This is a genomic window from Ilumatobacter sp., assembly GCF_030065885.1.
GTDB lineage: Bacteria > Actinomycetota > Acidimicrobiia > Acidimicrobiales > Ilumatobacteraceae > Ilumatobacter.
The window spans coordinates 20,239-27,190 of the sequence record NZ_JASJCS010000038.1 but is presented as its reverse complement, the minus strand read 5'-3'; the positions used below and the strand labels follow the sequence as shown (position 1 = coordinate 27,190).

The following is a 6,952-nucleotide window of genomic DNA, read 5'->3' as shown; positions in this document are numbered from 1 at the left end:
CCGAAGATCGTGTCCAACCCCGGCCCACCATCGATCACGTCATCACCATCGAGACCACAGATCACGTCGTTCCCGTCGAGACCGTCGATCGTGTCCGCGTTCGGCGTCCCCGACACCACGTCGTCACCCGTGGTGGGCGACTGCGCGAAGGCGAGGTCGACAGTCACCACCTGGCCGGCGCACTGCCTGGCCTCGACGGCGCCCGAATCCTTGTTGATCCCCTGGGGGCGGAGCACGAGCCGTTGGTCGAACAGCAGGTCGCCCGACACCGTGCCGAAGACACGATCGACCGCCGACGAGATCGTCGTCGGTGCATGGGTCAGCGTCGCGCCGCCGTTGTCGGCGAGCGGACCGAGGTGGGCGTTCGTGATGCCAGAGACGTCGCCCGGTTGCGTGAAGCTCGCAAAGCCGTCGCCGACGACGTTGAAGCCCTCGCTCACGAACGACCCGCCGAGGGCGACACCGACGTCGTCGCCCTGCAACGAGTTGTCGGCGATGATCGACGCACCGACCGTGACGGCGGTCCCGCTTCCCCGGGCCAGCACGCCGTCGACGCCGCCCACCGCCGTGGTGTTCCGACTGATCGTCGAGAACATGATCGTGGTCGAGCTGTCCGCGAAGACGCCGCCGCCCAACCCGCTGATGCCGCCGGCGAGGTTGCCCGAGATGGTCGAGTTCGACACGGTGACCGCTGCGGCCAGGTTGTGGATCCCACCGCCACCGTCGGCGGCGTCGTTGCCCGACACGGTGGAGTAGAACATGCCGAGGACGCCCGCGCTGGCGCTGATGCCGCCGCCGCGGCTCGTGGTCGCGGAGTTCCCGCTGACCGTGGAGGTCTCGATCGTCGTCGTTCCGGCGCTGACGATGCCGCCCCCGCTCCCGGCCGTGTTCCCGCTGATCGTCGCCCCGGTGATCGTCAGCGCCGCGCCGTCGGTGACCTCGATGCCGCCGCCGGCGAGCGATGCCTCGTTGCCGTTCACCGTCCCGCCGATCACCATGGCGGTCACGCCCGAATCCACACGGAGCCCGCCGCCGGTGGAGAGCGACAGGTTGTCGTCGACCTCCGTGTTGACCAGCGTCAGGAACGAGGTTCCTGCGGCGCGGATCCCGCTGCCGCCGGTACCGGCAACGCTCGTGTCGTTGCCGGTGACCGAGCTGTCGAGCAGATCGACGACCGAGTCGACGACATGGATACCTGCGCCCGTCGTGGCGACGTTGCCCGTCACCAGCGACCCGTTGATGGCCACCGTCGCGTTCGAGATGTCGATGCCACCTCCGGCCGATCCCGACGACCCACGTGTGATCACGAGGTCGTTGAGCGTCACCGAACCACCCGTGATGTCGATGGCCCGACTCGCAAGATCGCCGTCGATCGTGGCGCCGTTGGCGTTCAGCGTGAGGTCGCTCGAGATCACGAGTTGACCGAGCGAGAGCGTGACCTTGTCGATGCCCGGGGTGATCACGATCGTGTCGTCGCCCGAGCCGGCCGGGCACTCGCCGCGCGTCGTGCCCGACGCCGAATCGGTGTTCGCTGCCGTCAGCGCTTCCCGGAGCGTGCAGAAGCCGTCGTCGGCGACCACGTCGTCGCTCTTGTCGACCGTGATCGACGTCGCCGCCGCCGTGGGAGACGTTGCGAGTGAAGCTGCTGTCGCCGTTCCGGCGAGCAGGGTGGCTGCTGCGGCGAGACGGGTCGCACGGCGCAGGTGGTTGAATCGGTTCACGTCGGTCTCCCTCGAAGTGCGTGTCATGGCACGTTCACGATCGTCTCGCAGGCGTTGGCGGTGTCGCCGGTGCTGGAGTTGATGGCGCCGCCGTTGCAGTCGTCGCCGGTGAGGTGTGGCCCACCGCGGAGGGTGTCGGCACCGTTGTTGCCGAACAGGTCGTCATCGCCGCCCTTGCCGGCGAGCACGTCGGCGTTGTTGCCGCCGTACATGAGGTCGTCACCGTTGTCGCCGGTGAGGTCGTCGAACAGGCCGCCGCCGTACATCTCGTCGACATCCGTGGTCGATGAATCAGCAGCCGAGTTCGCCCAGATCTCGTCCTCACCGTTCTGGCCCCGCAACTCGTCCGCACCCGGACCACCCTCGATCGTGTCGTTGCCGTTCCCGCCCCGGATCACGTCGTCACCACCCTCACCGAACAAGTGATCACCACCACCGGTGCCGTAGATCGTGTCACCCTCGGCACCGCCGTAGATCGTGTCGTTGCCCTGACCACCCTCGAGATCGTCGACACCACCATCACCGAAGATCGTGTCCAACCCCGGCCCACCATCGATCACGTCATCACCATCGAGACCACAGATCACGTCGTTCCCACCCAGACCATCGATCACATCGGGACCATCGGTGCCCAGGATCACGTCACGCGATTCCGTTGGCGTCTCGCCGAGCGCGATGCGCACGGTCACCACCTCGCCCGCGCACAGGAAGTCGCCGCCCTCGAAGGCACCCATGTCGACCGTCGGTCCCTGGATCCGCGCTTCGCCGTCGAGGTCGAGCGGGAGCGTCTCGACGGTGTCGAGGTCGCCGTCGACGTCCAGCACGTCGGAGGGCAGGAACGCGTTCGCGCCGGCACCCAGCGCCGGCGAGTCGGCGAGCAGCCGGTAGTTGGTGTCGGTTCGGACGCCGAGGCCCGGGAAGAGGAAGTCCGGGTCGTCGTCGATGTTGCCGCCGCCGTCGCCCCCGAGGTCGGTGTTCCACCCGGCTCCCGAACCACCGGAGGTGACGACGAGACTGTTGCGCCACGCGATCGGCAGCCGGTCGGAGGGCAGGAACGGCAGCGACGGGATCCCCGGCGCGAGCTCGCGGGTGTTCCAGACGATCGAGTTGTCGAACCCGGCCGACACCAGCGGATCCGTACCGGCGAGGTTGAGCTCGGTCGAGGCGAAGATCTCGTCGCCACCGCTGTTCGGGCAGCAGAAGACCGACGCGTTCTCGGCGAGCGTCACGTTGGTCGCTTCGACGGTGACGTAGCGGTCGATCCCGCCGTTGGTGCTGCCGGCGAGATAGAGCCCGCCCCCGTTGGTGGCCGAGGTGTGGTTGTTGGCGATCAGCACGTTGGCGAGGTCGACCTCGGCATCGCTGCCGAACGGCCCGGACCGCGGACGGACCGACATTCCGGCGCCCGGTCCACCGAGGTTCCCCATGATCGTGGTGTTCACGATCGACGCCGTCGCACCGCTGATCCCGACGGCACCACCGCTCGAGGTGCCGCCGTTGTCGATGATCGACGTACCGACGACCTCGAGCGTGCCCTGCGCCAACACCGCGCCGCCGCCGTTGCCGCTGAGCTCGGCGTCACGGATGGCCATCGACTCGCCGACGTCGACGAACAGCGCTGCGAACGGACCGTCGTTGTCGCGGATGCGCGAGTCGACGATCTCGACGGCTGCGCCGCTCGTGCCGCGCACGGTCACACCGGGTCCGCCCACCGACGCGTCGTTGTCGCGCACCACGACGTCCCGGAGCGTCACCAGGCCGGCATCCACGTACACCCCGCCGCCGTGAAACGTCTGCGGCGTCGCCCCGTCGGCGTTGCCGTCGGCGATCGTCACGCCGTCGAGCGTCGCAGTGCTCACACCCGCCGTCGCGGCGACGACGTTGTAGCTGTTGTCGGTCGGGTCGCCGGCGACGCCGATCTCGCCCGAGAGGATCGTCTGCTTCGAGGCCGGGTCTCGATCGAGGAGGAGGTCGCCGTTCGCGAACCCGCCGAGCAGGCTCACGCCGTCGACGAGCGCGAAGGTGTCCGTTCGGTTGGCGCCCGGCACGTAGGTTCCCTGCGCGATCCAGATCTCGTCGCCCGTCGATGCCGCCGCGAGCGCCGACGTGAGATCGTGGTACGGATCGCTCCACGACGAGCCGTCCTCCGCGCCTCCGACGTGGGCGACGTCGACGTAGTGGACCGTCGGCGCGCCGACGGCCGTCTGCGCACCGCCGATCGTCGCCACCGAGCTCGCCAGCAACGTCGCCGCAGCCAGGCTGCGCCAGGTTCGTCGTTCCATCGATCCGCCTTTCGATTCGTATCTGTGTGTGTCCGTGGGTGCTCGCCCGCTTCGTCGCTACGGGACGTTGAGCACGGTCTCGCAGGCCGTCGCCGTGTCACCGGCACCGGAGTTCAAGGTGCCACCGTTGCACGTGTCGCCCAGCACGTGCGGGCCGCCCCGCAACGTGTCCTCACCGTTGTTGCCGAACAGCTGATCGTCACCGGACTTGCCCGACAACACGTCTGCGAAGTTCCCGCCGTACAGGATGTCGTCGCCGTTGTCGCCCGTGACGTCGTCGTACAGACCGCCGCCGTACATCTGGTCGACATCGGTCGTCGACGAATCCGCCGCCGAGTTCGCCCAGATCTCGTCCTCACCGTTCTGACCCCGCAGCTCATCGGCACCGGGACCGCCCTCGATGACGTCGTTCCCGTTGCCGCCTCGGACCGTGTCGTCGCCGTCCTCGCCGTAGAGGCGATCGCCGCCACCGCCGCCGTAGAGCGTGTCCCCCTCGGCGCCGCCGTAGATGATGTCGTTGTTCTTCCCGCCGGAGAGGTCGTCGACGCCGCCGTCACCAAAGATCGTGTCGAGCCCGTTGCCGCCCTCGATCGTGTCGTCGCCGTCGAGGCCACAGATCACGTCGTCGCCGTCGAGCCCGTCGACCACGTCGGCGTTGTCGGTGCCGAGGATCACGTCCGGTCCCGGTGTCGGTACACCGCCGCTGCCCAGCAACACGGTCGGCGTCAGGCCGTTGCACAGCGCGGCCGCGCCGAACGGGACGATGTACGGCGTCGACGTGTACGAGGGCGTGCCGGTCTGGCCGTACACGTTGAAGCCCCAGCACATGAACGTGTCGTCGGTCTTGTGGACGCAGACGGTCTCGTCGGTGTACGAGATCTGGTCGGCGCCGGTCACGCCGGTCACCGTGACGGGGACGTCGGAGCCGAAGAGGGAACCGTCGCCGAGCTGGCCCGACCCGTTCGCCCCCCAGCACGAGACGGTCCCACCGGTGTGGACGGCGCACGCACCGCCGTCGCCGGCCTCGACGGCGATCGCGTCGGTGATCCCCGAGACCTGCACCGGCGTGGTCGACGACGTGCCGAGGCCGTCGCCGAGCGCGCCGCCGGGGTAGTCGTCACCCCAGCACCACACGGTGCCGTCCGTCTTGACCGCACAGGTGTGGCTGTCGCCGGCGCTGATGTCGTCGACACCGGTGAGCCCCGTCACCGTCACGGGCGTCAGCGCCTGGTTGGTCGTGCCGTCGCCCAGCTTGCCCTGGAAGTTGTGTCCCCAGCAGCGGGCCGTGTCGTCGGCGAGCACGGCACACGTGTGGAGGAACCCGGCGTCGACCTTGTCGGCGGTGGTGATGCCGTCGACCGCCACCGGCGTGGACGCGAAGTTCGTCGTCCCGTCGCCGAGCTGGCCCTGCGTGTTGCTGCCCCAGCACTCGATGGTGTTGTCGGTGAGCACCGCGCACCCGAAGCCCGACCCGAACGAGTGGTCGACCGTGCCGAGCGAGAGCCCTGGATCGCTCAGCATGGGCGGCCAGCAGCTCAGACTGTCGTCGGTGAAGCGTGAGCACGTCGCCGCCTGCACGCTTCCGGTGGCGCCCCCTGCTTCGACCCACTCGGCGTTGGTGACCCCGACGACGGCGGTCGGCGGCGTGGGTGGTCCGCTCGACACACCTGCGCCCGTCTGGTTGGTGTCGTTGCCGCCCCAGCACGACACGCCGCCCGTGGTCAGCACGGCGCACGTGTGCACGCTGCCCGCCGTGATCTGGGAGCCGCTGACGCCCTGGACGGTGAGCGGGATCCTGACCTCCTCGGTCACCGATCCGGAGAGTTGGCCGTCGCGGTTCGAGCCCCAGCACCCGATCGTGGTGCCGTCGGTGGCGAGCGAGCAGAAGTGGAGCTGGCCGCCGGCAATCAGGTCCGGCGTGAACGGCAGCGTGATCTGGGTGGGTGTGTTCAGGAACGACGTCGTCGACGGCTGCTGCATCGCGTAGTACACGTTGCTGCCCCAGCACCACAGGGTGTCGTCGGACTTGATCGCACAGACACCCGACTGCGACACGTCGAGGTGCTCGACGCCCGTCAGACCCGGCACGGCGACCGGCGTCGAGCTCGAGCTCGTCGTGCCGTCGCCGAGCTGACCGAAGAAGTTGGCCCCCCAACAGCTGACCGTGTCGTCGGTCAGCACCGCGCACGTCGAGCTGCCGTCGAGGTGGATCGTGTCGACGGTCGTGAGGTTGAGCACCGTCTGCGGCGCGTCGTACTCCCCGCCCATGACGCCGATACCGAGCCGGCCGAAGGAGTTGTTGCCCCAGCACCTGGCGGTGCCGTCGTTCAGCGCGGCACAGCTCGTGAACTCGCCGGACGCGGTCATCTTGCCGTTCGTGATCCCGGACACCTGGACGAACGAGTTGCTGCCGTTCCCGGTGCCGTCACCGGTCGGGCCACCGGAGCACCAGATCGTGAAGTCGGTCTTGGTCGCGCACGTCTGGTTCACACCCGTCGACACGTGCATCACGCCGGTGAGCGGCGTCAGCGTCGGCACGTTCACGTTGGAGTAGTTGCCGAGGCCGAGGGCCCCCTGGTTGTTCGCGCCCCAGCACCACAGCGTCTCGTCGCTCTTGATCGCACACGTGTGCCGCTTCCCGGCCGCGACCGAGGTCACGTCGGTCAGGCCGGTCGCCGTCACCGGGACGACCGATTGGGTGTTGGTGCCGTTGCCGAGTTGACCGACGTCGTTCTGGCCCCAGCACTGGACCTCGGCCGACAGCACCACGCACGTGTGGCCCTGGCCGGCGCTGAGGGTCGTCGCCGCCTCGGCTCGCACGACGGCGCCCCCGCCCGTGACGGCCGCCACCGTGCCGATCAGCACCGCCGCACCCGCCAGCCATCTCACCGAACGCAGTCGCCGCCCGCGCGTCTTCATCGATCCCGCCCCTTCCGCCTGGTTGGTCAC

General features: G+C 69.0%; 3 protein-coding genes. All 3 read right to left on the bottom strand.

All coding sequences use genetic code 11. The features are described 5' to 3' along the window. Window positions 1–1,721: choice-of-anchor Q domain-containing protein (locus QNJ12_RS10450; protein ID WP_300622556.1), on the bottom strand; the 1,721-nt coding region annotated here is incomplete at its 3' end. A gap of 23 nt (window positions 1,722–1,744) precedes the next feature. Beyond that, complete coding sequence (locus tag QNJ12_RS10445; protein WP_300622554.1) at window positions 1,745–4,003, bottom strand: calcium-binding protein; 2,259 nt, start codon at window positions 4,001–4,003, stop codon at window positions 1,745–1,747. A 57-nt stretch (window positions 4,004–4,060) separates the two neighbouring features. Beyond that, window positions 4,061–6,922 carry a hypothetical protein gene (locus QNJ12_RS10440; RefSeq protein WP_300622552.1) on the bottom strand — a complete coding sequence of 954 codons (2,862 nt, stop codon included), beginning with the start codon at window positions 6,920–6,922 and terminating at the stop codon, window positions 4,061–4,063. Between the last annotated feature and the right edge of the window lie 30 nt (window positions 6,923–6,952).